Raw genomic sequence first — 23,241 nt, forward strand, 5'->3', positions numbered from 1 at the left:
CTTTCACAAATCCCTACAACCAAAAACGCCCCGGACTTCCTTCAAGGAAGACCGGGGCGTTTTGGGAAACGGGCTCAAGCCTGGCGTTGGCGATTGCGATAGATGCCCAGCGGCACCAGGATCACCGTCAGCACGAACGCCACCAGCGCCCATTGCGCCAGCGACAAGCCAAGGATGGGCGGATACGGCGTGCTGCAGAAGCCGTCGACCTGGAAGCCCAGTGGGAACACCTTGGCCAGTGGCAGTTCATCGACAATCGGCTGCAACACATCGACGCCGCAACTGACCTCCGGGAAGAGCTGGGTGTAGACGTGGTGGCCTGCGACTGCGACGCCGCCCAGGGCACTGAGTACTACCAGCCCTTCAAACAAAGTGACCGCACCTTTGCGGCGTATGGCGGCGCCGATGAAGGCAAAGATCGCAATCAACAGCAAAGCGTAGCGCTGCAGGATACACAGCGGGCACGGCGCCTCGCCCAACACCACTTGCATGTACAGCGCACCGCCGATCAGCGCCAGGCAGATGATGCCCAGCAACACCAGAAAACGCCGCTCCCTGCCTAAACGCAATTCGTCACTCATCCCCATTTTCCCTTTGTCGTTGTGCCAATGCCGGCAAGTTTACACACAGAGCATGGTTAAAACAGAGAGGGGTTAACTGCGGATTAATCGGGATAAATGTTGTGGCTGAGTGGACGCCATCGCGGGCAAGCCCGGCTCCCACAGGGAATCGCATTCCAATGTGGGAGCCGGGCTTGTTGTGGCGAGGGAGCTTGTTCCCGCTGGGCTGCGAAGCGGCCCCAAAATTCTTGGGAGCGCTGCGCTCTGGAGCTCCAGCCCGGTCCAGCGGGAGCAAGCTCCCTCGCCACAGGGTAGATATACTTATTCCAGCGCCGCCGCCGGGCCAAAGAACTCGTACCGCGCCTGCTGCTCCGGTACACCCAGCGCCTTCAGATGACGTTTGATCGCCGCCATAAAGCCTTTAGGCCCCAGGAAGTAGGCATCCAGGTCACGCTCCTCGGGCAGCCACGCCGCCAATTGCTCCTGGTTCAACAGCCCCACCTTGTCCGCCGCCGGGCTCACGCCATCGTCCTCGGCATAGCAATAAAAACGCTTGAGCTGCGGGTGCCTGGCCGCCAGGGCATCGACCCAATCACGGAACGCATGCACGCCGCCGTTGCGGGCACAGTGGATAAAGTGCACCGGGCGCTCGGTTGCCAGGGCCGCTTCAAGCATGGGCAATGTCGGGGTAATGCCTACCCCGCCACTGATCAGCACCAGCGGTTTATCGCTGTCCGCGAGGGTGAACTCACCCGACGGCGGGAACAGGTCGATGGTTGCACCGACGTGCATCTGGTCATGCAGGTAGTTGGACACCCGCCCACCGGCCTCGCGTTTGACGCTGATGCGGTACAGGCCGGCATCGCTCAAGGCCGACAGAGAATAGTTGCGGCGCACTTCTTCGCCGTCCAGCAGCAGCTTCATGCCGATGTACTGGCCCGGCGCGGCTTGCAGGATCGGGCCGTTATCCACGGGCGCAAAGTAGAAGGAGATGATTTCGTCGCTCTCCTCCACACGCTTGACCAACAGGAATGGCCGCGCACCGCGCCAGCCCCCCGGCGCCTGGGCTTTTTCATCGTAGATCGCGGCTTCAGCGCCGATCAGGATGTCGGCCAATTGGCCGTAGGCCGCGCCCCAGGCACTCATCACCTCAGGCGTGGCGATCTCGCTGCCGAGCACTTCAGAGATGGCCCGCAGCAGGCACGCGCCCACAATCGGGTAGTGTTCCGGCAGAATCTGCAAGGCCACATGCTTGTTGATGATCTTGGCGACCAGATCACCCAGTTGGTCGAGTTGATCAATATGCCGCGCATACATCAGCACGCCATTGGCCAGGGCGCGGGGCTGATCGCCGCTGGCCTGGTGGGCTTGATTAAACAGCGGGCGAACTTCTGGGTATTCGCTGAGCATCATGCGGTAAAAATGCGTGATCAGCGCTTCGCCGCCGCTTTCCAGCAGAGGCACAGTGGATTTGATGATGGCACGGTCTTGGGCACTAAGCATGGCAGACTCCTGGGTCTCTTTACTGATTACCCAGACCTACTCAGTATTCGTGCCAACTTATTAATCGTTATTTTTCAATGACTTAAATATAGCGTAGTCAATATGACTGCCTACGCCTTATAGTCATAAGGACTACAAGGAGTCATTATGACTGCACAATCGCTGCTCACCACCCTGCTGCCCCTGGTCGCCGACCTGTCCCGCGAGCTGCCCGAGGGCGAGCGCTATCGACGCCTGCTGCAAGCCATGCGCGCGCTGTTGCCGTGCGATGCCGCCGCGTTGTTACGCCTGGACGGTGAGTGGCTGGTGCCGCTGGCAGTGGATGGTTTGAGCACCGACACCCTTGGCCGGCGCTTCAAGGTCAGCGAACACCCGCGTTTTGCAGTGTTGCTGAGCAGCGCCGGCCCTACCCGCTTTGACAGCGACAGCGAACTGCCCGACCCCTACGACGGTTTGGTCGATGGCCTGCACGGGCACCTGGAAGTCCACGACTGCATGGGCTGCCCGCTGTTTATCGACGACCAGCCCTGGGGCCTGCTGACCCTCGATGCGCTGGACACCGAACGTTTCGAACGCGTCGAGCTGGATGCCTTGCAAGCCTTTGCCAGCCTGGCGGCGGCCACCGTCAATGTCGCCGAACGCATCGAGCGCCTGGCATTGCGCGCCGAAGACGAACATCAGCGCGCCGAGATCTACCGCCAGGCCAGCGGCCAGCAGCACAAGGAAATGATCGGCCAGAGCAAGGCGCACAAGCGTCTGGTCGAGGAGATCAAGCTGGTGGGCGGCAGCGACCTGACCGTGCTGATTACCGGCGAAACCGGGGTCGGCAAGGAGCTGGTCGCCCAAGCTATCCACGCCGCCTCCCCGCGTGCGGACAAGCCGCTGATCAGCCTCAACTGCGCCGCGCTGCCGGAAACGCTGGTGGAAAGCGAACTGTTCGGCCATGTGCGCGGCGCCTTTACCGGCGCGCTGAATGAACGCCGTGGCAAGTTCGAACTGGCCAATGGCGGCACCCTATTCCTGGATGAAGTGGGCGAGTTGTCGCTGACCGTGCAGGCCAAATTACTGCGCGTGCTGCAAAGCGGCCAGTTGCAACGCCTCGGCTCGGACAAGGAACACCAGGTGGATGTGCGCCTGATCGCCGCCACCAACCGCGACCTCGCCGAAGAAGTGCGCAATGGCCGCTACCGCGCCGACTTCTACCACCGCCTGAGCGTGTACCCGCTGCAGGTGCCGGCGCTGCGCGAGCGCGGGCGGGATGTGTTGCTGCTGGCGGGCTACTTTCTGGAGCAGAACCGCTCACGTATGGGCCTGGGCAGCCTGCGCCTGACCAGCGACGCCCAGGCTGCGCTGCTGGCCTACAACTGGCCGGGCAATGTGCGGGAGCTGGAACATTTGATCGGGCGCAGTGCACTCAAAGCTCTGGGTAACTGCCGCGAGCGGCCGAAGATTCTGAGCCTGAGCGCCCAGGACCTGGACCTTCCGGACGTCAGTGCGCCGGCTATCGAAGCACCGCTGCAAGCGCCGCTGGCCGTAAACGGCGACCTGCGCCAGGCCACCGAGCAATACCAGCGCCAAATCATCAGCGCCTGCCTGGAGCGCCACCAGCACAACTGGGCCAGCGCCGCCCGCGAACTCGGCCTGGACCGCGCCAACCTTGGCCGCATGGCCAAGCGCCTTGGAATGAAATAGGACATGTGGGAGCTGGCTTGCCTGCGATGGCGGTGGGTCAGCTAACTCAACTTTGACTGATCCACCGCCATCGCAGGCAAGCCAGCTCCCACATCAGATAGCCTTCAGATTGCCTTCGCCTTTAAGACTGGCTGAACCGGCCGAGGCTTTCTGAACACCAACACATTCCCCAACATCACCAGCACCAACCCCATCAGCGCCGGGGCGGTCCACTGGTAACCCTCGGCAAACGCCGACACGTTCAACGCCACCACGGGAAACAGCACCGTGCAATACGCCGCCCGTTCCGGCCCCATGCGCCCAACCAGGGTGAGGTAGGCGGTAAAGCCGATCACCGACCCCGGAATCACCAGGTACCACAAAGCGCCGATATACCGCGCACTCCAGTCCATGTCGAAGGGAATGCCGCGTACCGCACAGTAAGTCGCCAGCATCGCGGCGCCATAGGCCATGCCCCACGCATTGGTGGTCAGCGGCTTGAGCCCGGCCTTCTGTTGCAGGCTCGACAACAGATTGCCCGCCGAGAAACACAGGGTCCCCAGCAACGCCAAGCCCAGGCCGAGCAAGGTCTGCGGGCTGGCGGTATGCCCTGCCAGTTCCGGCCAGAACAGAAAGCCCAGCCCCAGCAACCCCAGCGCGCCGCCCATCAACACGTTGCGCGCTACGCGTTGGCCAAAAAACACCCGGGCATTGAGGGCGTTCCACAACGTGGCGGTGGAAAACACGACTGCCACCAGACCGCTCGGGATCCATTGGCTGGCGGTCAGGAAGCACATGAAGTTGACGCAGAACAGGCACAGCCCCTGTGCCAGGCAGATCAAATGCCCGCGCCGGTTCATTACCTGCAACTTGCGGCTGAGCAGCAACAGCGCAAACAGCACCAGCGCCGCCAAACCAAAGCGGTAGACGATCGACACGGGAATCGCCACCACACCCAATTGCCACTTGAGGGCGATCCAGGTGGTGCCCCAGATCAGCACGGTGAGTAAATACAGGAAAAGGTTCATAGCGGGCTCCGTCGGTTGAGCCACAGTGTCCCTTGCCGGCCAGCCGGCGCTCTTGCACATTCTTGCGCTTTTGTCGGGCGCAGGGATCACAGCCATCGCCGGCGGGAGTAGGATGCAAAGCGTCGGAGAGCACAACCATGCCAGATCTGGAATCCCTGCAAGTCTTTCAAGCCCTTAACCGCTCGCCCAACGCACGCCTGGAAGCCTGCGCCGAGCTCGGTGACGGCTTGTCTGCGGCCTTGTGGAGCAACCATCACGATTCGCAGGATTACCAGGCGCCGACCCATCACACCTTGTCCTGCTACATCGGCGGTGGCACCGGCACGTTTCGGCGCGACCAGCCAGGTACCAAGGGCGGCCCGGATAAACTCTGCATCCTGCCCGCCGAGCACCAGTCGGCCTGGGTGATCAACGGCGAGATTCGCCTGGCCCATGTGTATTTCAGCCCGGAGCAATTTGCCCTCGGCTGCGTCACGCTGCTTGACCGCGAGCCGCGTGAATTGCAATTGCGCGAAAGCACCTTCCTCGAAGACGCCAGCCAGGCCCAGCGCTTTCACCAGTTGATCGCCCTCAACTGGCAGGAGCCCGCCGAGCGCCTGCTGACCAGCAGCCTGGCCCACGAGATGCTCAGCCACACCTTGCTCAGCCAAGTCGGCGCACGCAATGGCCTGCGTTTGAAAGGTGGGTTGGCGGCGCATCAGCGGCGGCTGTTGGTGGAATTTATCGACCACCACTTGGAAGATCCGATCAGCCTCGGGCAACTGGCCGGCATGTGCGCGCTGTCGGAATACCACTTTGCGCGGATGTTCCGCCAAAGCTTCGGCCTGCCGCCCCACCAGTACCTGCTGGCGCGTCGTCTGGCGCGTGCGCAAGCCCTGTTGCGTGGCGGCGCCCTGCCCCTTGGCGAAATTGCCTGGCGGTGTGGCTTCTCCAGCGCCAGCCACTTTACCCACCGTTTTCGCCAGGCCATGGGCGCCACGCCCGGGGAATACCGCCAGGCGTTCTGCGCCTAGACCATCAAGCCCAATGTCTTGGCCTTGGCCACCGCTTGGGTGCGGCGCTCAACGCCAAGCTTGCTGTGGATGCGCCGAGCGTGGGTCTTGACGGTGTGCAGCGAGATAAACAGCCGGTCGGCGATTTCCAGGTTGGAGTTGCCTTGGGCGATCAACTGCAGCACTTCCAGTTCGCGTTGGCTCAGCGGGTTTTCCACCACACCGCTGGGCGCCGCAGGGGTTTCCAGGCCCAGCTCACTCAATAGCCCCGGCGCACGCAAACGCAGCTCGCGAATCGCCTGCTGCACCTGGCAGCGCTGCGCCAGTTCCAACCCGGTTTGCAAGGCGCGCCGGGCCACGGCCGAGTCGCCCAACTGCCAGGCCACTTCGCCCAACACCAAGTGCAGTTCGGTTTCCAGGCAGAGCATGCCGCGTTGCTGGGTGGTGTCGAGTAAGGCATACAGACGCACGATGGGCTGAACGGCCACACCCAGCTTCACTTCGGCCAACACCAGCAGGTACTCCAGCCGTGGAATCAGCTCAAGCGTAGCCGGCGGTGCCTGCCGGGCCTGTGGCCCACGGAAGTGGCGCAGCACCCGGCGTACTGCCTCCACAGTCAGTTCCGCACGGCCCTGCTGCAACCAGAAGTGCCCACTGACCAACAGCAGCACCGCGCGGTATACCGAGTCCGGCACATGGCGCTGTTGCATCAAGCGCTCCGCTTCGCGCAGTTGGGCAAACGCCTGGGCATAATCGCCATGGTTGGCCGCCAGCAACGCCAGGCCGAGAAACCCGTAGAGCACGCGCTTGTCCTGGCTGTGCAGGCACAGGCTCAAACCGGTCTCGAAACATTCACCGGCGAGCGTGTCCTGGCCTTGGCGCAGCGCCAGATGCCCGCGCCGCAGGGCGATGCGTCCTACCAGTGGCCCGGCCTTGAGGCGCTGGCACGCCAGCATCGCCTGCACATTTTCCAGCAGGCTTTGCGCCCGATACGGTGCGCCGCGCTGCTCCAACAACTGGGCGTGATCCAGCTCCAGCAATGCCTCCAGCACCAATGAACCATGGGCACGCGCCAGGCACAGCGCTTCGCGGTTCAAGGCTTGGCTGACGTCCAGCTCACCGCGCAGCAAGGCTTGCTGGGTCAGGCCCGACAGGCACATCAGCCGGGAAGTCCAGGCGCTGTCGGGCAACGCTTGCAAAGCCTCCAGAAAATGTTCGCGGGAGCGCTCGGCATCGCCATTGAGGTGCAACAACCAGCCCCATTGCGCCTGCCAGCGCGCCAATAAGTGCCGCTGTTTCGCCGCCGTCGGCTGCGGTGCAAACCGGGCCAACTGGTCGATGCACACACCCGCTTGCTCAAAGCGCCCGGCGAACAGTAGTGCGGCCGTCACCAGCCCCACCAGTTGCGCCGAGCCAAGCATCAATTCATCGCCATGCTGCTCATGCAAACGCAGCAGCAGTTGCGCATTCTGCTGACGGAACAGGTCTTCAAAACTGAAGTGTTGCAACAGGCTCACCGCCACCTCAAACGCTTCGGCCAGCAAGGCCTGTTCAAACGCAGCTTGCCAATCGCACTCGGTGGTAAACCATTGGCAAGCGCGTCGATGCCAGGCGCGCTTGGCCGGCCAGGGTTCATCGCGCAGCAAGCGTGCGAGCGGCGCAAACACCTGCAACCAATCGGCAGTGTCTTCCCAAGGCTGGATGAAGGCGCCCAATGCCTGCAATTCGCGCAGGTAGTGGTCACCGTCGCCAGCGCCGAACAGGTGCTCGCACAGGCTCGAGTTGAAACGCGGCAGGTGCGCCAATACCCGCCAGGCCTCAGCCAACTCCACCGGCAAGGTGCGCAGCAGTTCGTGTTGCAGGTAGTCGAGCAAGGTCTTGTCCGGGTGACCATCACCCAACAAGGCGATACGCACCCCGGCGCACCAGCCGCCGCTGAACTGCATCACGCTGTCGAGGCTTTGCTCGGGGCCGAGCAATTGCTGGACCTGCGCCGGGCTGAAGTTCAGCTCACTGCACGTCAACAGTTCATCGTCGAGCAACAGCCGCGGCCAGTTGCACGCGGGCCGCCGCCGCGCCCCCAGCCACCAGGTCAGCGCCGGGCTGGCGACACTGAGCAGGCGGTCGAGCAAAGCATCCAGCTCGGGCGCGGGCAGGCGGCAGTAATCATCCAGGAACAACCACGCCGTGGCCTGCCAGCGGCTGAGGTCGAGCAACAAGGTGGCTTCATCGACAAATGTCAGGCCCAGGTTGTGCGCCAAGCGTCGGCACAACTCATCGGGGCTCAAGGCCGCGCCATTGAGTGGCAGCCAATAAACCTGGCAACCCTTGGGCGCCTGCAAGGCACACTCGGCCAATAGCGCGCTTTTGCCACTGCCGCCCGGCGCGCACAGCAACTTCACCCTCACGGTTGCTGCGAGCAACGGCTCGGTCAATTGCGGGCGTAACAGGTGATGGGCGGACAGCCGTGGCATGAATCCGGGACGGTCCAGGCAGCGGGTCATGGCAGTCATTGCTGCATCCTGCGTTTTTATTGTTATGCAACCTGACGCCACCCTAGTCCTGTGGCTGGCGGTTGTTGAAGAAGTATTCAGCGGGGTGATTGAAAGCCATGCGTAAAACTAAATGTGGGAGCTGGCTTGCCTGCGATGCAGACACCTCGGTCTCATAGACATACCGAGGTGATGCTATCGCAGGCAAGCCAGCTCCCACACAAGCTCGCTCCCATATTTTAATCTGAGTCAGCGAACGCCCTCGGACCGCAACGCCGCTGGCGTGTAATCCGCCGCCTTGGCCGCGAAGCCGAACACGAAACTGTGCTTTTCCTCATTCTTCATGCCGAGCGCGATGTAGCGCCCGGCAATGATGTCGTACAGGGTTTCCACGGTGTAGGCCGGCACCTGGTGGTCGTAGTAGAACTGCGCATGGCCTTCAGCAACGCGCCACAGTTGGCCACGCCCGTCGTAGTGATCCACCAGTGCGACCTGCCAGCTGTCTTCGTCAATGTACATGTGGCGCTTGGCGTAGATGTGCCGCTCGCTTGGCTTGACGGTGCCGACCACTTCCCACACGCGGTGCAGCTCGTAGCGGGTGAGGTCCTGGTTGATGTGCCCGGCCTTGATGATGTCGTCGTACTTGAGGGTCGGCGAATCAAGCTTGTAGCTGTTGTAGGGGATGTACATCTCTTTTTTGCCGACCAGTTTCCAGTCGTAGCGGTCGGGCGCGCCGGAGAACATGTCGAAGTTGTCGGTGGTGCGCAGGCCGTCGGAGGCGGTGCCCGGGCCGTCATACGAGACTTGCGGTGCGCGGCGCACGCGGCGTTGGCCGGCGTTGTAGATCCAGGCCAGGCGTGGCTCCTTCACTTGGTCGAGGGTTTCGTGCACCAACAGCACGTTGCCCGCCAGGCGTGCGGGCGCCGTCACCGATTGCTTGAAGAAGCTCAGCACGTTGGCCGCCTTGGCCGCGTCGATGTCCGGGATGGCTTGCGGCACCGCCACTTCTTCTTCGAATCGGATCGGCGTGTAGCTGCCATTCGTTTGCGGAGTAGCCTGGGTGATGATGCGCTTGAGGTTGCCGCCGTGGTAACGGGTGATGTGGTTCCACAGCACTTCCACGCCATTTTTCGGGATCGGGAACGCGTAGTAGCGGTTGCCGGTGAAGTTTTCCAGGCCGTTACCGTCGTTGATCGCGTGCACGTTCAGCGCGCTGCGCTTGATCGACTCGTAGATATCCGGCGGCAGGTTGACCGTGCGATGGCTCGGGTACACCGGGATCTTGTAGGTCTCGGGGTAACGCTTGAACATCGCCACCTGGCCGTCGGAAAGCTTGTCTTTGTACTTGTCGACCGTGGCGGCGGTGATCACGAACAGCGGTTTTTCATTGGCGAACGGGTCGGCCAGAAAGCCTTTGCTGTCCACCGCGCCGGCATTTTTCGGGATGCCGCCGGTCCAGGCCGGGATCGAGCCGTCGGCGTTGCCGGCTTTTTCGGCGCCGACCGGCGTCAGGGTCGTGCCGAGCTTGGCGGCCTCTTCGGGCGAGACGGCGGCCATGACGTGGGCGGCCAGTACACTCAGGGCCATCACTGCAAATAGCTTACGCATAGGTTGTTGTCCTTCCTTAAACCAAGTCAGAAGTTCACGCCGAAGCTGAGGGCGATAAAGTCGCGGTCGGTGAGGGTGTTGTAGTCACCGCCAAAAAAGTCGGTGTAGCTCAGGCTCGCGGTGTAGGTGTTGCGGTAGTCCGCATCCACGCCGACGCTGATCGCCTTGGCGCCTTCGTTGAAAATGCCGTTGGGGCCGTAGCCGCTGACGTCATGGGACCAGGACAGGTTGGGCTTGAGGTTCACCCCGGCGAACACGTTGTTGTAGTCGAGGATCGCGCGGGCGCGGTAGCCCCAGGAGTTGGCGGTGACGAAGCCGTCGGTGTCGCCGCCGAAACCATAGGCGCCATACACCGAATCGCGGCCATAACGCAGTTTGGTCTTGGCTTCCAGCCCGCCGACGTGCACAAAGGCCGCCTCGCCCACCAGCGTCAGGCGTTCGGCACCCAGCACCTGGTCGAAGAATTGGGTCATGGTGCTCTGGATCTGGGTGATTTCCTTGCGGCGGTAGCCTGAGTTGTCCGAGCCGAACGAACTGCGGATCGGCGAGGCGGTTTGGCCGGCAATCGGGTTGACCAGCGCCAGGGTCAGGTCGGTAGTGTTGAGTTGCACCGGCGCATTCGGCCGGTAGCTGATTTCGCCGGTCCAGGCCGTGCCGGTGGGCAAGGTGGTGGAAAAGCTGGCGCCGTACAGGCGGATGTCTTCCGGGTAATCGAGGTAATACTGGCCACGCCCGAGCATGGTGCTCTGGGCCAGGCCCGAGCCACTGCCGGGCGCGATGGCGTTGGCAGTGCTGACGATGCGGCCGATGGTGGCCAGGTTGGTGTTGGCGGTGATCGTGCCCACGGTGGGCGTGCGGCTGTGGTAGTTCATGAAGTAGAGGCCGTACTCAGTGTCATCGCCGAGCCAGCGCAAGGCCGCGCCGAATTGGCCGCCATCGCGCGCTTCGCGGTCGTTGGCGCGCTGAACCACCACGCCTTCGCGGGTCACCTGGAAGCCCTGGCCGAACGCTGCGGCCACCGGTTGCAACGGCGCAATCGCCGGGCTGCCGACCGTGTAGTTGCCGTTGCAGCCGTGGGCCACCACGTCGTTACCGAAGAAGGTGCCGCAGTTATCCACCACGGTGTTTTCCCAGTTGAGCTGGTAGAAACCTTCTACCGACAGCTGGTTGGTGAGGCTTTGGGACGCGAACAGCATGTTGACCGGAATCAGGCCTTCCTTGATCTCGGCGCCAGGACGGCGAAACGCCGAGACGTCGATGGGGTTGATGCTGTTGATCGAGTTACCGATAAACGTACTTTCGCCCCAGCTCACCACCTGTTTGCCGACCCGTACGGCGCCCGGCAAATCGCCGATGGAATAGTTGTGGTACACGAAGGCATCCAGCAGCTCGTAGCCGGACGAGCGCGCGCCTTCGTCGCGGTGGTTGTTGCTGATTTGCTTGAACTCGCGGTTTTCGTCCTGCAGTTCGAAGTCGTACCAGTACTTGCCGCGCACAAAGATGCCGCTGTCGCCGTACTTGAGCTCCAGGTCGTGAATGCCCTTGAAGATCTTGGAGAAGGTCTCGCCTTTCTTGAAGTTCAGCCGCCCGTCATCACCGGTGGACGCCTGCCCCGTGCCGCCGTTGGGAATGCCCACCAGCTTCTTGTCGGCATCGCGCATGCCCCAACTGGCGCCGACCGACAGCGAGGAATCGAATTGCCCTTCGATCTCGCCGATGTTGAATGAAACAGCCTGTGCCTGGGCGCAACAGCCCAGCGCAACCGCCGTGGCCAGCGCCTGTGGCGTGAAGATGGCGCGCATTGTTGTTTTTGTCATGCGTCTTCCCCGGTGAGTGACAGAAGGCCCCACCCTACTGCCGCCCATCGGGAGCGATAAGCGCACCAAAGGGGTATTCGTGGTGTCGCTCGAAAGGATGAACAGGCGCTCTGGCCGGGGTTTGCGCGCCACCATGGATCAGGCAGATGGGGGATTATCAGGAGGATGGATAGCGAGCAGGCGATCATTACTGAAATTGCAACAGTCCTTGTCCTGAACTGCTATTACTCATCTTGTTACAACCGACTATTCTTAACGCACTGTCAGGGCAAATGGCCCGCTTGGGTAAATCCAGGAAAAGTCTGATTCCAATAGATTGGCCTAATGTTTCAATCTATTACCGCTGTTCACTGACGTTGATTTGTCGCTCCTTGATCCAACGTCTTACTTCGGCCGCTGCGTTTGCAGCGGCCTTTTTTATGCCAAAAATAAAATGGGGCGCTTTTAGCGCCCCCTGGCATTCAACGGTGTTCAAGCAACGATCAGAGGCTGAACTTCTGTAAATTGGCCATCATCTCTTTCAACGCTTCGATGTTGTCCTTGGGGTGCGCGGCGCCTTCGAAGTCGCAGATCTGCGCCCAGTGCGCGGCCACATCTTCGGGTGAGAAGCCGGCCTCAGGATCAAACCCCACGCCCAGGCTGCGTTCCCAGCGGGTCTTGCCGATCCAGCCGCCGCCGACTTCAAACAAGCCCGAGGTGTCCTGGCACGCCTCGCTGCCCAGGTACACCACCAACGGGCTGACCAGCTCCGGCTTGAGGCGCTCGAACACCTGCGGCGGGATCAGGCCTTCGGTCATGCGCGTGGCGCCGGTGGGGGCGATGGCGTTGACCAGGATGTTGTTCTTGCGCCCTTCCAGCGCCAGGGTGCGGGTCAAACCATAGAGACCCAGCTTGGCCATGCCGTAGTTGGACTGGCCGAAGTTGCCATAGATGCCCGAAGTGGACGCGGTAAAGATCACGCGGCCATAACCCTGCTCGCGCATGTGCGGCCAGGCGGCGCGGGTCACTTTATAGGCGCCTTCGACATGCACGCGGTACACCAGGTCCCAGTCACTGTCGTCCATTTTGTGGAAGGTCTTGTCGCGCAAAATGCCGGCGTTGTTGACCACCACATCGACACGGCCGAACACGTCAAGGGCGTGCTGGACGATCCTGTCGCCATCGGTTACGGAATCATGGTTGGCCTCGGCAATACCGCCGGCCTCACGGATCTCAGCCACTACACGGTCGGCGGCCGAGGCATTCGCGCCTTCGCCCTGGGCCGAACCGCCGAGGTCGTTGACCAGCACTTTGGCCCCGTGCCTGGCAAACAGCAGCGCATGGGCACGGCCCAACCCGCCGCCGGCACCGGTGACGATCACGACCTTATCCTGAAACTGCACTGACTCACTCATACCGAACTCCGTTGGCGACAATGGCAATGGGCTGAGTGTCACGCAGGCAGCCTTTGGTCACAATAAATACGGCCGAGGCTGAATGGTGCTCAATAAGGCAGGGGGATGATTAAATCGCTGTTGTGGTGAGGGAGCTTGCTCCCGCTGGGCTGCGCAGCAGCCCCGGATTGGCCTCAGGAGTAAGCCAATCGCGGTGCCGGCTGCCCGATGCGTTCACGAAACGCCAAATAATGCTTGAGCACCAGCACCGGCGCTTCGATCTGCGGGTAATGGCCGATATTGGCCAGCGACACCGCGTCGGCATTGGGCACCAACTGGTGATAACGCTCCACCATATGCGCGCCGGAAATGGGATCGACCTCGCCGTCGATCACCCGCAGCGGCACCTCATCGCGTTGCATCGCCGCCACCCAACGTTCACGCAGACGCCGGCGCTGGGGAATGTAAGCAATCAGCTTATGCAGGATGCGCGGGCCATCATTGCAGTCGATCAGGCTCCAGAAGTCATCCAGTGCACTTTCACTGGGCCGCGTGTTCGGGCCGAAAATCTGGCTGAAACTGTTCGACAAGGCATTGCGCCCAAAAGCGCGGCCGATCATCCAGCCGAGTGGGCTGAGCAAGAGTTTCTGCACCAGCGCCGGGCGATGGGTCTCGGGAAACAGCCCGCCATTGAGAAACACGCAGCTGGCCATCCGAAAGCGGCCGTCGTAGTGGCGCGCCAGTAATTCCTGGGCCACGCTGTCGCCATAGTCGTGGGCCAACACATGCACCGGCCGCTCGACGCGCAGGTGTTCAAGCAGCGCCTGTTGCAGGTCCGCCTGCTCCAGCAGGCAGTAATCGTGGTTCAGCGGCTTGGCCGAATCGCCAAACCCGAGCATGTCGCAGGCGATCACCAAGTTGCGCTGGGCCAGGGGCTGCCACAGGTAATGCCAGTCCCAACTGGCGGTGGGAAAGCCATGAATCAACAGCAACGGCTCGCCCTGCCCCGCCACCCAGTAACGGATCACGTGGCCGCGAAAGAGAAATTCCTGACTACGTTTGCGCCAGGCTCTGAGCGGTATCTCGGCGAGTGGCATCAGCTTTTATACCCGGGATCTTGCAGGTCCAATTTACGCAACAGCGCCGGCCACGCCAGTGCACCGCCCATACCTTGGGCGCTCTTTGTGACAACTGCCACCATCGCCTTGGCCCCCGCCAGAATCTGCGGCTCGATGGCAATCAATTCGGCGCCGCCGTTTTGCGCCAGCACCTGGATGTCGCACGCGCGCTGGAAGGTGAACATCATTAAAAACGTGTCGGCGATCGAGCCGGCGCAGGTCAACAGGCCGTGGTTGTGCAGCATGAGGAAATTGTTGTCGCCCAGGTCTGCCTGCAAGCGGGCTTTTTCTTCAGGGTTGAGCGCCACGCCTTCATAGGCGTGATAGGCCAGGCTGGACAAGACAAAGGTGGATTGCTGGCTGATCGGCAGCACGCCCTGCTTCTGCGCCGACACCGCAACGCCCGCGGCGGTGTGGGTATGCAGCACACAGACCACGTCGTGGCGCACTTCATGGATGGCACTGTGGATGGTGTAGCCGGCGGGGTTGATCTCGTAGGGGCTGTCCATCAGCTTGTTGCCGGCCTGATCGACCTTGACCAGGCTCGACGCCGTTATCTCATGGAACATCAAGCCATAAGGGTTGATCAGGAAGTCATCGGTGCCCGGCACCTTGGCGGAAATATGCGTGAAGATCAGGTCATCCCAGCCATGCAGCGCCACCAGGCGATAGCAAGCCGCCAGGTCGACGCGGGTCTGCCATTCGGCAGCGCTGACCTGGTCTTTGACATTCTGCGGCGATAGAACAGGGGCTAGGCTCACGGCAACAACCTCCTTGGTTCGCGTTCTTATTATTTTTCTGGATGAGGGGCCAGTCTAGTCAGACGCCGTGACGCAAGGAGTTGCCTTGGCAGCCAGCTTGATGACTGAGCGAGTCAGTCATGAGAATAGTACAAGTGGTGTCAGAGAAGTGCCGCCAATAAAGGCACGGCAAACAGGTTGAGCAAGCCCGTGAGCACGAGCTTGGACACCGGCATCCGCTTGCCCTGGGGGCATTGCCTTTATCTGGCATGACGGCGCCTGGCTGCGTGAATTCCCGGTCAAGCGCGCAGCGCAGTGACCAATTCGGCCAGCCAAGGCTCGGCGTCGGCTTCGGGGGTCACGCTTTCGCTGGCGTCCAGGCGCAGCATCGGCAGCACTTCGCGCACGCCCAGCTCACCGAACAGTTCGCGCATTTGCTCGCCGCCACCGCAGAACGTGTCGCCATAGCTGGCGTCGCCCAGGCCGATCACCGCACCGGGCAGGCCGCGCCAGGCGGCTGGCAGTTGGTCGCGAATGGTCGAGTACAGCGGTTGCAGGTTATCCGGCAGTTCGCCCATGCCGGTGGTCGATGTGACCGCCAGGAACGCCTCGGGGGCAAAGGCCTGCACGTCGGCCAAGGTGGAGCGTGGGTTGTGCCAGGCTTCAAAACCGGCCGCATTGAGGATACCGGCGGCGTGGCGGGCGACTTCTTCAGCCGTGCCGTAGACCGAGCCGGAAAGGATGGCGACTTTCATCAATCTGATCCTGTGGTTGAGCGAAAGCGTGGGATATTAGCAGCTGACGCAACTATTTCAGCGCACACCGTGCAACATTCAAAAGTTGCCATAAAATTCAGACTCTAAAACGCGCCATGGACCACTCAATGATCAACGCCAAACTGATGCAACTGGTGATCAACGCTTCTAACGACGGGATCGTCGTCGCCGAACGTGAGGGCCAGGAAAAGCCGCTGATCTACGTGAACCCGGCGTTCGAGCGCATGACCGGTTACACCCTGGACGAGATCCTGTATCAGGACTGCCGATTCCTGCAGGCGGGTGACCGTGACCAACCTGCTCTGATGGCCATTCGTGAAGCCCTCGACAGCGGGGGTGCCTGCCGGGAAATACTGCGCAACTACCGCAAGGACGGTACGCACTTCTGGAACGAGCTGTCGCTTTCCACGGTTTACAACGAGGCCGACAAGCAAACGTATTTTGTCGGTGTGCAAAAAGACGTCACGGCTCAGGTGCAAGCGCAGCAACGCGTCGCCCAGCTGGAAGCGCAAGTGGCCGAGCTTAAAGATGAGCTGGCAGCGCTGAAGACGACGAGCGGAAATAACAAAGTGTAAAAAATGCGGCCGTTAGGGCGATAATGGCTTTTTAATGCCTCCTCCTTGAGCTACATCAATGCACCGCGACGCTCTATTGACGCAGGACGAGCTGGATTTTATCCAGGACATGCAGCACAACCCGCAGCTCAACCTGCGGGATGCCTGGTCGAGCCTGACAGTAAATGGCGGTGCGCAGATTCGCGATTTGCTCACGCGGCTGGCCGCGCACGACAATGTCACCATCCAGGCGCAGTTCGATAACCAGCAACTGACCTTCCCGCTGCACCTGGTGGAAGACGAGTTTCATGCGGTGCATCTGCGCCTGGGCGTGCCGAGCATTTTTGAAGACGGGCCGATGATCCGCCCATGGCGCCTGGCCCTTGAAGCACCCGTGGCGTTGGAAAACGTCCGGGGCAACCCTGCCGCGCTATGGGTGCATGAAGTGTCATTCAAGGGTGTGCTGGTGGAGATTCGCGGGCGGGTCAAACCGCCGAAAACTTTTTCCCTGTGGTTCAGCCCGTCCGGCTACGAGCGTATTGCCTTGCGCGGCACGCTGGAACGGGAAACCGCGCGCGGCCTGTTCGCTTATCGCTTGAGCCAGAGTGACGCGGATGAGATCGAACGGCTACGCCAGTTCATTCTGCATCAGCACCGGTTGGTCCATCCGCACGTACACGCCTGAAATCAGGTATCCAGGCTACCTGCGAGAAACTGCTGCAAGCGGCTCTGCATCTGGCGTCCTTCACTGCCCAGGCAGCCGATGGGCGAGCCGGCCAGGTCCTGCTCGGCCAGGTCCGCAGCGGCCCCGGCCAGCAACAGCGGGCAATCCAGGGTCAGCGCCAGGCGACTCAGGCGCGCTGCCAGTTCATGGTTGTGCGCATGGTTGGAGAAAATCACCAGCGCCTGGGGACGGATCTTTTCACACACCAGTGTCAGTTCATCAAACGGCTGGCCCATGCCCAGCACTTTCACCGGCGTGTTCTCGTGGCTGAGCATCAGCGCCGCCACCAGCAGTTCCAATTTACGGCACTCGCCCGGCATGGCCGCCAGCAACACCCGCGGCGCCAGAGAGCTGCTCGCAAGTCTTAAGCGCTCAAAGGTATGCATGCGCAGGAAGGTGTCGTAAAAAAGCCATTCACTGGCCTGGCCGAAACGGCCCTGGTGGCGCAGCAGGTCACCCCACAGCGGCATAAAGATGCCCTGGAATGCCACGCTCAGTGGGTAGGTCGCAAAAACCTGGCCGTAAAGGCTCTCCAACTGACGCTCGTCAAAGGCGCTGACCGCGTGCAGCAACCGCGCCCGCCACTGCGACCACTCATGTTCGTCGACACCATTGCCCTCGGCATGAAGCGCCACAGCCTGTAGATCGTCGCGTGCGAGGATCTTGCCGACCTTGCTGACGGCCACGCCACGCTCAATCCAATCGAGAATGCGATTGACGGTCACAATATCGGCACTGGAATAGAGCCGATGCCCGCTTTCGGTGCGTGTTGGCTGGATCAGGCCATAACGACGCTCCCAGGCACGCAGGGTGACCGGGTTGACACCTGTCATTCTCGAGACATCACGAATCGGGTACAGCTCGTCCGGGTCAGCGATGTGAGCCTGGGCCATTTCGCGAGTTTGAGCAGTTATTTCAGGCATCAGAGGTCGGAAACATCCATCTAAATGTGGATCCCATTTAACGCTTTTAAACTTGTCCTTTTCAAGGGCTGGCCTGTCAGACCAATGCCACTGGTGTATTTCTTGAAAACAGGAATAATCCTTGCTTGTTTTTTGGTGATGACCTTACCCGGTCGCCACCTGTGTGCGCCGCCTACCCGGCTCAGCGCACTTGATTACTTGGAGATACACAATGTCTACCTCTCCCGTCACCTTGATGGTTGCGCGCCGCGTGGCCAAAGGGCGCTATGAAGAATTGATGGCCTGGCTGCGCGAAGGCGAGCAATTGGCCACTGACTTCCCCGGCTACCTGGGTTCCGGCGTGCTTGCGCCACCGCCCAATGATGATGAGTTTCAGATCATCTTCCGCTTCGCCGATGAAAAAACCCTGCATGCCTGGGAGTTCTCCGCCTCGCGCAGTGCCTGGCTAAGCCGTGGCAGCGAACTGTTTGCCGACCCGTCCGAGCATCGCGTCAGTGGCATCGACGGCTGGTTCGGTGCCGTGGGCGCACGACCACCGCGCTGGAAACAGGCGGTGGCGATCTGGCTGGCATTTTTCCCGGTGTCGCTGTTGTTCAACGCAGGCCTGGGGCCGCTGCTCAGCGAGCTGGACATGTTCCCGCGTGTGCTGGTCAGTACCCTGGCACTCACGCCGTTGATGGTTTACTTCTTTATTCCGCTCTCGACCCATCTGCTCGCAAGTTGGTTGCATCCAACGCCCACGCCCAAGGCTACCGAAGCCGCTGCGTGAGTACAGGGGCGGCCGGTCGCTGGTATAGTTTCAGCCTGCCAGCGACTCGAGCCTCCCATGACGGTAACCAACGCCCCGATCCTGATCACCGGTGCCGGCCAGCGTGTCGGCTTGTATTGCGCCGAGCGCCTGCTGGACGAAGGCCACGCGGTGATTTTCAGCTACCGCAGCCAACGCCCGGGCGTTGAGGCCTTGCGTGAGCGTGGTGCGCTCGGCGTGTTTGCCGACTTCTCCACTGAGGCCGGGATTCTGGCCTTTATCGCCGAGCTGAAAACCCATACCGACAGCCTGCGTGCGATCATTCACAACGCGTCGGCGTGGGTTGCGGAAACGCCCGGCGACGAAACCCGCGCCTTCACCGATATGTTCAGCGTGCACATGCTTGCGCCGTACCTGATCAACCTGCATTGTTCACCTTTGCTGCAACGCTCGACACCGGCCGATATCGTGCATATCAGCGATGACGTGGTGCGCAAGGGCAGCCGCCAGCACATCGCCTACTGCGCCACCAAGGCCGGCCTCGACAGCCTTACACTGTCGTTTGCCGCGCAGTTCGCGCCGCTGATAAAGGTTAACGGCATCGCGCCGGCGATGGTGATGTTCAACGCGGGCGACGATGCGGCGTACCGAACCAAGGTGCTGGCCAAGTCGGCGCTGGGCATCGAGCCTGGGCCTGATGTGATCTACCAGAGTGTGCGTTACCTGCTGGACAACCCGTATGTCACCGGAACCACCCTGACCGTCAACGGCGGGCGGCATATCAAGTAAGCCGTTTGTGAGGATGTTGTATGACCTTGTCCCTGCCCCAACACTACCGCGAGATCCTCAAAGGCCTGGGCGAAGACCCGGAGCGCGAAGGCTTGCTCGACACCCCCAAGCGCGCCGCCAAGGCCATGCAGTACCTGTGTCATGGCTATGAGCAAAACCTGGAAACCATCGTCAACGGCGCCTTGTTCGCCTCCGATAACGACGAGATGGTGATCCTCAAGGACATCGAGCTGTATTCGCTGTGCGAACACCATTTGCTGCCCTTTATCGGCAAGGCCCACGTGGCCTATATACCGACCGGCAAGGTGCTGGGCCTGTCGAAGCTGGCGCGCATTGTCGACATGTACGCGCGGCGCCTGCAGATCCAGGAAAACCTCACTCGGCAGATCGCCGACGCGATCCAGCAGGTCACCCAGGCCGCAGGCGTGGCGGTGGTGATCGAAGCCAAGCACATGTGCATGATGATGCGCGGCGTGGAAAAACAGAATTCAACCATGAACACCTCGGTGATGCTCGGCGCGTTCCGCGAGTCGAACACCACGCGCATGGAGTTCCTGCAACTGATCGGACGGAGCAAGTAGCAATGCCACAACTTCAACCAGGCATGGCGCGCATCCGGGTCAAGGACCTGTGCCTGCGCACCTTTATTGGCATCAATGAAGATGAGATCAACAACAAGCAGGATGTGCTGATCAACCTGACCATCCTGTATGCCGCACAGGAAGCTGTGCGCGACAATGACATCGACCACGCGCTGAATTACCGCACCATCACCAAGGCGATCATTGCCCACGTCGAAGGCAATCGCTTTGCACTGCTCGAACGTCTGACGCAAGAGTTGCTGGACCTGGTGATGAGCAATGAGTCAGTGCTGTATGCCGAAGTCGAAGTGGACAAGCCCCATGCGCTGCGCTTTGCCGAGTCGGTGTCGATTACCCTGGCGGCCAGCCGCTGATAGTTAAGTGAGCCTTATGAACGATCAACAACGCCTCGAACTTGAAGCCGCCGCCTTTCGCCGGTTGGTGGCCCACCTGGACAGCCGCAAGGATGTGCAGAACATCGACCTGATGAACCTCTCAGGCTTTTGCCGCAACTGCTTATCCAAGTGGTACAAGGCCGAGGCCGACGAGCGCCACATCGAGCTGAGCCTCGATGACGCCCGCGAAGTGGTGTACGGCATGCCGTACGCCGAGTGGAAAGCCCAATACCAGCAAGAAGCCAGCGCCGACCAACAGGCGGCGTTCGCCAAAGGAAAACCCCATGACTGATCTGAACACCCTGCGCGCCAGCCTCAACAGCGGCGAACATGTTTTTGCCGACACCTTGGCTTTTGTAGCTGCCGGTTATGATTACCAGCCGCAGGCTTTTACCAATGGTGGCGTAGAAAATGCTGCTGGTCAGAACGAAGGTTCGTGCAAGACCTTGGGCTTGGCGCTGCTGGAAGGCTTGAGCGATCAGGAAGCGTTGCTGGCGTTTGGTGAGCATTACCGTTCGGTGGTGGCGACGCCGCAGGGCAGTGATCACGGCAATATTCGGGCGTTGATTGCGCAGGGTTTGGCCGGTGTGAAGTTCACCGCACAACCCCTGACCCGCCGCTGATTCAATCTGATAACCCGGTTTAAGGTGGGAGCTGGCTTGCCTGCGATAGCGGTGTGTCAGCCACCACCGCTATCGCAGGCAAGCCAGCTCCCACATTGAATCGGGTTGGCACATCAGCACTGCGGTGCGGCTTGAATCGTGCGCATAAAAAAACCGGCCTCTCGGCCGGTTTTTTCATTTCAACGGGTTTAGAACGAAGCGTCCTTCAAACCGTCGAGGTAACGCTCGGCGTCCAACGCCGCCATGCAACCGGCGCCGGCCGAGGTGATGGCCTGGCGGTACACGTGGTCAGCCACGTCACCGGCGGCGAAGATACCTTCGATGTTGGTCGCAGTGGCGTTGCCTTCACGGCCGCCTTGCACAACCAGGTAGCCGTCTTTGGCTTCGAGCACGCCTTCGAACAGCGAAGTGTTCGGGGTGTGGCCGATGGCGATGAACACGCCGTCGACTTTCAGCTCGTCGAAGCTGCCGTCGTTGTTTTTCAGGCGAGCACCGGTCACGCCCATATTGTCGCCCAGGACTTCGTCCAGGGTGGCGTTGAGCTTGAGGATGATCTTGCCTTCAGCCACACGGGCGTGCAGCTTGTCGATCAGGATCTTCTCGGCGCGGAAAGTCTCACGGCGGTGAACCAGGGTCACAGTGCTGGCGATGTTGGCCAGGTACAGCGCTTCTTCCACGGCGGTGTTGCCGCCACCGACCACAGCGACCGGCTTGTTGCGGTAGAAGAAACCGTCGCAGGTCGCGCAGGCGGAGACGCCTTTGCCCATGAACGCTTCTTCCGATGGCAGGCCCAGGTAACGGGCGCTGGCGCCGGTAGCGATGATCAGCGCGTCACAGGTGTAGACACCGCTGTCGCCGGTCAGGCTGTAAGGCTTTTTCGAGAAGTCGACCTGGTTGATGTGGTCGAAAACGATCTCGGTTTCAAAGCGCTCGGCGTGCTCTTTCATACGTTCCATCAGCACCGGCCCGGTCAGGCCGTGCACATCGCCCGGCCAGTTGTCGACTTCAGTGGTGGTGGTCAACTGACCGCCCGCCTGCATGCCGGTAATCAGCAGCGGCTTGAGGTTGGCCCGGGCAGCGTAGACGGCAGCGCTGTAACCGGCAGGGCCGGAACCGAGAATAATCACTCGCGAATGACGGGTATCAGACATGACTCACTCCTATCGACCGCCCGGACTACAAGGCAGCTGGAATAAAAAAGGACCGCGAAGCACTTGGGGAAGGCTTGAACTCGCAGGCCCTGAAAATAATGGGTGCAGCGTATAGAGGGGGGCAAGATTAAGGAAATACGGAATAACAATCCAGCTCATAGGTGGTCTCTATGCAGTCGACGCGGTTAATCGACACCCTGCTTGCCTAGTTGTTACCGCTGATGTCGCCGCTTTCGCCGAACAAGCAAAGCCGGTAAGGTCGGCGCGTTCGTCTTCCTGCTCGGAGTTCTCCATGCCCGCCCCTGCTCTTTCTGGCCCGCAATACCTGCGTGAAGGCCTAAAACTGGTGTTGAGCCCTGGCCTGCGCCTGTTTGTGCTGCTGCCGTTGGCGATCAACCTGGTGCTGTTCGTCGGTTTGATCTATTTCGCCGGCCATCAGTTCAGTATGTGGGTCGACACCTTGATGCCGACGCTACCCAGTTGGCTGAGTTTCCTCAGCTACATCCTGTGGCCCTTGTTTGTGGTGCTGGTGGTGTTGATGGTGTTTTTCACCTTCACCATGCTGGCCAATATCATTGCCGCGCCGTTTAACGGTTTTCTCTCGGAGAAAGTCGAGGTGGTGGTGCGCGGCACAGACGACTTCCCCGCCTTCAGCTGGGGCGAGTTGATTGCCATGGTCCCGCGCACCCTGGCGCGGGAAATGCGCAAACTGGGTTACTTCCTGCCACGCGCCATCGGCCTGTTTATCCTGTCGTTCATTCCGGTGGTCAACCTGATCGCCGCGCCGCTGTGGTTGCTGTTCGGCGTGTGGATGATGGCGATCCAGTACATCGACTACCCGGCGGATAACCACAAGCTGGGCTGGAATGAAATGCTTGCCTGGCTGCGCCAGAAGCGCTGGCAGAGCATGAGCTTTGGCGGCATTGTTTATCTGGTGTTGCTGGTGCCGGTGGTCAACCTGCTGATGATGCCGGCTGCCGTCGCGGGAGCCACGTTGTTCTGGGTACGTGAGCAAGGCGCCGAGGCGATGGCACGACAGGCGATAGCCAAGTCATAAATCCATCATCCTAGCGTC

23 protein-coding genes are annotated in these 23,241 nt (G+C 61.1%); 11 read left to right on the top strand and 12 right to left on the bottom strand.

Annotated features, from left to right (window positions below):
• Window positions 1-74 precede the first annotated feature (74 nt).
• Together PSH96_RS23975 and hmpA are read right to left on the bottom strand one after the other, a co-directional pair.
• Entirely contained in the window at window positions 75-581 is a 507-nt protein-coding gene (locus PSH96_RS23975) for a disulfide bond formation protein B (RefSeq protein WP_305455559.1), read from the bottom strand.
• Window positions 582-881: 300 nt separating this feature from the next.
• Window positions 882-2,063, bottom strand: coding sequence for an NO-inducible flavohemoprotein (gene hmpA / locus PSH96_RS23980; protein ID WP_305455562.1), 1,182 nt, complete (start codon window positions 2,061-2,063; stop codon window positions 882-884).
• Between the two features lie 147 nt (window positions 2,064-2,210).
• Between hmpA and norR the strand changes: the two genes are divergently transcribed.
• Window positions 2,211-3,755 carry a nitric oxide reductase transcriptional regulator NorR gene (norR, locus tag PSH96_RS23985; protein ID WP_305455564.1) on the top strand — a complete coding sequence of 515 codons (1,545 nt, stop codon included), beginning with the start codon at window positions 2,211-2,213 and terminating at the stop codon, window positions 3,753-3,755.
• Window positions 3,756-3,859: 104 nt separating this feature from the next.
• Here norR and PSH96_RS23990 read toward each other — a convergent pair whose 3' ends face one another.
• The gene (locus PSH96_RS23990) at window positions 3,860-4,762 is read right to left on the bottom strand and encodes a DMT family transporter (RefSeq protein ID WP_305455566.1); all 903 of its coding nucleotides are present in this window, start codon (window positions 4,760-4,762) and stop codon (window positions 3,860-3,862) included.
• Between the two features lie 137 nt (window positions 4,763-4,899).
• On the opposite strand from PSH96_RS23990, the gene PSH96_RS23995 reads away from it, so the two are divergent.
• A complete protein-coding gene (locus PSH96_RS23995; RefSeq protein ID WP_305455568.1) occupies window positions 4,900-5,775 on the top strand; it encodes a helix-turn-helix domain-containing protein in 876 nt (291 codons plus the stop codon).
• Here PSH96_RS23995 and PSH96_RS24000 read toward each other — a convergent pair.
• From PSH96_RS24000 to PSH96_RS24030, 7 genes are all read right to left on the bottom strand, one after another.
• Complete coding sequence (locus PSH96_RS24000) at window positions 5,772-8,267, bottom strand: LuxR C-terminal-related transcriptional regulator (protein ID WP_305455570.1); 2,496 nt, start codon at window positions 8,265-8,267, stop codon at window positions 5,772-5,774. The genes PSH96_RS23995 and PSH96_RS24000 overlap by 4 nt on opposite strands.
• A gap of 228 nt (window positions 8,268-8,495) precedes the next feature.
• Window positions 8,496-9,854: a DUF1329 domain-containing protein gene (locus PSH96_RS24005; protein ID WP_056858326.1), complete on the bottom strand. Its 1,359-nt coding sequence runs from the start codon at window positions 9,852-9,854 to the stop codon at window positions 8,496-8,498.
• Between the two features lie 26 nt (window positions 9,855-9,880).
• Complete coding sequence (locus PSH96_RS24010) at window positions 9,881-11,671, bottom strand: DUF1302 domain-containing protein (protein ID WP_056858327.1); 1,791 nt, start codon at window positions 11,669-11,671, stop codon at window positions 9,881-9,883.
• Between the two features lie 482 nt (window positions 11,672-12,153).
• Window positions 12,154-13,065 (bottom strand): SDR family oxidoreductase, encoded by a 912-nt coding sequence (locus PSH96_RS24015; protein ID WP_305455573.1) that lies wholly within the window; start codon window positions 13,063-13,065, stop codon window positions 12,154-12,156.
• A gap of 173 nt (window positions 13,066-13,238) precedes the next feature.
• Window positions 13,239-14,141, bottom strand: coding sequence for an alpha/beta fold hydrolase (locus PSH96_RS24020; RefSeq protein WP_305455575.1), 903 nt, complete (start codon window positions 14,139-14,141; stop codon window positions 13,239-13,241).
• Window positions 14,141-14,923 (bottom strand): class II aldolase/adducin family protein, encoded by a 783-nt coding sequence (locus PSH96_RS24025; RefSeq protein ID WP_017135082.1) that lies wholly within the window; start codon window positions 14,921-14,923, stop codon window positions 14,141-14,143. The genes PSH96_RS24020 and PSH96_RS24025 overlap by 1 nt, the downstream gene beginning before the upstream one ends.
• A gap of 278 nt (window positions 14,924-15,201) precedes the next feature.
• The gene (locus tag PSH96_RS24030) at window positions 15,202-15,657 is read right to left on the bottom strand and encodes a flavodoxin (protein WP_305455577.1); all 456 of its coding nucleotides are present in this window, start codon (window positions 15,655-15,657) and stop codon (window positions 15,202-15,204) included.
• A gap of 128 nt (window positions 15,658-15,785) precedes the next feature.
• Here PSH96_RS24030 and PSH96_RS24035 point away from each other — a divergent pair, with 128 nt between their 5' ends.
• Both PSH96_RS24035 and PSH96_RS24040 read left to right on the top strand, forming a co-directional pair.
• Complete coding sequence (locus tag PSH96_RS24035) at window positions 15,786-16,253, top strand: PAS domain-containing protein (protein ID WP_305455579.1); 468 nt, start codon at window positions 15,786-15,788, stop codon at window positions 16,251-16,253.
• 58 nt (window positions 16,254-16,311) lie between these two features.
• Window positions 16,312-16,917, top strand: coding sequence for a hypothetical protein (locus PSH96_RS24040; protein WP_305455582.1), 606 nt, complete (start codon window positions 16,312-16,314; stop codon window positions 16,915-16,917).
• Window positions 16,918-16,919: 2 nt separating this feature from the next.
• On the opposite strand, the gene PSH96_RS24045 is transcribed toward PSH96_RS24040, so the two are convergent.
• On the bottom strand, window positions 16,920-17,879 hold the full coding sequence (locus PSH96_RS24045; RefSeq protein ID WP_370694313.1) for a MerR family transcriptional regulator: 960 nt from the start codon (window positions 17,877-17,879) through the stop codon (window positions 16,920-16,922).
• A 211-nt stretch (window positions 17,880-18,090) separates the two neighbouring features.
• Here PSH96_RS24045 and PSH96_RS24050 point away from each other — a divergent pair, with 211 nt between their 5' ends.
• From PSH96_RS24050 to PSH96_RS24075, 6 genes are read left to right on the top strand one after another with little or no spacing between them, the layout of a single operon-like run.
• Window positions 18,091-18,648, top strand: a complete 558-nt coding sequence (locus tag PSH96_RS24050; protein WP_305455584.1) for an antibiotic biosynthesis monooxygenase — start codon at window positions 18,091-18,093, stop codon at window positions 18,646-18,648.
• Window positions 18,649-18,705: 57 nt separating this feature from the next.
• On the top strand, window positions 18,706-19,416 hold the full coding sequence (gene folM, locus PSH96_RS24055) for a dihydromonapterin reductase (RefSeq protein ID WP_305455586.1): 711 nt from the start codon (window positions 18,706-18,708) through the stop codon (window positions 19,414-19,416).
• 20 nt (window positions 19,417-19,436) lie between these two features.
• Window positions 19,437-19,997, top strand: coding sequence for a GTP cyclohydrolase I FolE (folE, locus tag PSH96_RS24060; protein WP_056858336.1), 561 nt, complete (start codon window positions 19,437-19,439; stop codon window positions 19,995-19,997).
• 2 nt (window positions 19,998-19,999) lie between these two features.
• Window positions 20,000-20,371 carry a dihydroneopterin triphosphate 2'-epimerase gene (gene folX, locus PSH96_RS24065; protein ID WP_017135091.1) on the top strand — a complete coding sequence of 124 codons (372 nt, stop codon included), beginning with the start codon at window positions 20,000-20,002 and terminating at the stop codon, window positions 20,369-20,371.
• Window positions 20,372-20,387: 16 nt separating this feature from the next.
• The gene (locus PSH96_RS24070; RefSeq protein WP_017135092.1) at window positions 20,388-20,684 is read left to right on the top strand and encodes a DUF1244 domain-containing protein; all 297 of its coding nucleotides are present in this window, start codon (window positions 20,388-20,390) and stop codon (window positions 20,682-20,684) included.
• Window positions 20,677-21,015, top strand: coding sequence for a HopJ type III effector protein (locus PSH96_RS24075; protein ID WP_305455589.1), 339 nt, complete (start codon window positions 20,677-20,679; stop codon window positions 21,013-21,015). Before PSH96_RS24070 ends, PSH96_RS24075 begins: the two co-directional genes overlap by 8 nt.
• 188 nt (window positions 21,016-21,203) lie before the next feature.
• Here the strand turns inward: PSH96_RS24075 and trxB are convergent, their stop codons facing one another.
• A complete protein-coding gene (gene trxB / locus PSH96_RS24080; protein ID WP_010206474.1) occupies window positions 21,204-22,166 on the bottom strand; it encodes a thioredoxin-disulfide reductase in 963 nt (320 codons plus the stop codon).
• Window positions 22,167-22,458: 292 nt separating this feature from the next.
• Here trxB and cysZ point away from each other — a divergent pair, with 292 nt between their 5' ends.
• Window positions 22,459-23,223 carry a sulfate transporter CysZ gene (gene cysZ / locus PSH96_RS24085; protein ID WP_305455591.1) on the top strand — a complete coding sequence of 255 codons (765 nt, stop codon included), beginning with the start codon at window positions 22,459-22,461 and terminating at the stop codon, window positions 23,221-23,223.
• Window positions 23,224-23,241: the final 18 nt, after the last annotated feature.

The sequence above is a fragment of the Pseudomonas sp. FP2338 genome (assembly GCF_030687515.1).
Classification (GTDB): Bacteria; Pseudomonadota; Gammaproteobacteria; order Pseudomonadales; family Pseudomonadaceae; genus Aquipseudomonas; species Aquipseudomonas salomonii.